This window comes from Pseudoalteromonas sp. SR45-5 (genome assembly GCF_014163565.1).
GTDB lineage: Bacteria > Pseudomonadota > Gammaproteobacteria > Enterobacterales > Alteromonadaceae > Pseudoalteromonas > Pseudoalteromonas distincta.
This window is the reverse complement of the sequence record NZ_JACJDN010000717.1, coordinates 1-1,852: the sequence shown is the minus strand read 5'-3', so window position 1 is coordinate 1,852 and position 1,852 is coordinate 1. Positions and strand designations below refer to the sequence as shown.

The 1,852-nt window shown below is 37.9% G+C and carries 2 protein-coding genes; one reads left to right on the top strand and one right to left on the bottom strand.

Features of this window, described 5'->3' with window-relative positions; all coding sequences use genetic code 11:
* A partial coding sequence (locus H5072_RS18335) for a pitrilysin family protein (RefSeq protein ID WP_182694375.1) occupies positions 1–571 on the bottom strand: 571 nt, incomplete at its 3' end.
* 250 nt (positions 572–821) lie between these two features.
* Between H5072_RS18335 and H5072_RS18330 the strand changes: the two genes are divergently transcribed.
* Positions 822–1,778 carry a methylenetetrahydrofolate reductase gene (locus H5072_RS18330; protein ID WP_182694374.1) on the top strand — a complete coding sequence of 319 codons (957 nt, stop codon included), beginning with the start codon at positions 822–824 and terminating at the stop codon, positions 1,776–1,778.
* The last annotated feature ends 74 nt before the right edge of the window (positions 1,779–1,852 follow it).

Below are 1,852 nucleotides of genomic sequence, written 5' to 3'. Positions count from 1 at the left end.
CGCGTACAGCGCTTAATAATTTACGAATTGGGCTCGCGTTGTTTTTTAAGTACTCACCTTTTACTGTTTGCGCTTCTGTTCTAAATTGCTCTTCGGTGTAGGTTAAGTTTTGAAAAATATCAGCTTCAAGCTCAAGTACTTTATCAAGGTGCTGCTTTGAAAAGTTTAAATGGTAATTTGTGTAATCGTTTGTTGTATATGCGCGGTTATCAACACCTGAATTTTTTAATATGTCTGAGTACACATCTTCAGGGTATTTTTGTGAGCCTTTAAACATCATGTGTTCAAAAAAGTGAGCAAAGCCTGTTTTGCCCTCTTCAACTTCGTTACGCGATCCAACCGATACCGGAATTTGCAGCGACACTACATCAGGGTAATCGGTTTTAACAACCATGACACGTAAGCCGTTTTCTAGCTCTTCAATTAAGTAATCTTGTGAAAAAACACGGTCATCAGCTTTATTTACTTGTTCTTGTTGTGCTGTTGTTTGCGTGCTTTGGTTTTGTTGCATGGCGCAACCTGTTAACGCCAGCGATACCGCTAAGCTGGTTGCTAATAATTTAAATTTCATTGTTGTCCCTTTTTAAATTGAGCAAATTTGTTGTCAGATTTAACTCTTTAATTATGCCCCAAAGCCAATAAATATAAGAGCCCCAAGGGAATTTATTGTGTAAACAACTGTGTCAATTATAAATTATGGGAACAAGCACTATGAATAAACATCATGTTAATTGAAAAACTTTCATTAAATAAATCTATCTAGACGTCTAAATGGCTGCTATATTAAATCCATCAAAACAAACTTAGCTGGAATGAGGATTATGGCTTTATCACTAAAAGAGAAGATAGTGGACACCAATCAAGGTGTTTATCTTATTGGTACTACCCCGCCTAAAATTGGCACCGATAAAGCGCAATTAAAAACCATTGCAGAAAAGCTATTAGGTCGCTTACACGAAATTGAATACGACGGCGTGATAATTTACGACATTCAAGACGAAAGCAGCCGAACTAATCAAGACCGTCCATTTGCGTTTAAACAAACCGTTGATCCGCGTGAATACAGCCATTTACTTCGTAATTTATCTGCACAAGATGTAATTACTTATAAAAGTGTGGCGCAGCGTGGCGTAGGCGAATTTAAAGATTGGCTAAGTGAAACTAAAAACGACTACGATTTACAAAATGTTGTTTTAGTAGGTAGCCCATCATCGATAGGCGATATAAAGCTAAGCCTGCCAAATGCTTATAAAGCATTGGCTGAGCAATCAGATGATTTCTTTTTAGGTGGCGTTACGATTGCTGAACGCCATTCAAGTAAACGAAATGAGCACGAACGATTAATAGAAAAAACAGCACAAGGTTGTCAGTTTTTTATATCGCAAGCTGTTTACGATGCACAAGCGACTATAGAGCTAATTACTAGCTACGCACGTACATGTAAAGCGCAGGGTATTACACCACAACGTATTATATTAACGTTTACCCCGTGCGGCGGCGAAAAAACCTTAGAATTTATGCAATGGTTGGGTATCTCAGTGCCAGAGGCAACAAAATGGCGCATGCTTGATGCAGACAATACATTAAGCGAATCGGTCCGTATTTGCCGCGAAAACCTCGACTTAATACTTAAAAGCTGTGCGCATTTAGATGTACCGCTGGGCTTAAATATTGAAAGCTTAACAAACCGTAAAGAAGAAATTGATGCATCAATTAACTTATACCGTTTATTAAAAGCTATTATGGAATTAAATCTTGCTGAAAAGCTAATAGCTTAAAGGCTAGGTAAGAGCTAATTAACACCCTTCTTGGCAAGCCTCATGGCTTGCTTTTTTATGTCCGTACTTTGAAA

Coding starts and splice junctions, on each gene's coding strand:
- H5072_RS18330 (WP_182694374.1), top strand. CDS start 822: ATGGCTTTATCACTAAAAGAGAAGATAGTGGACACCAATCAAGGTGTT.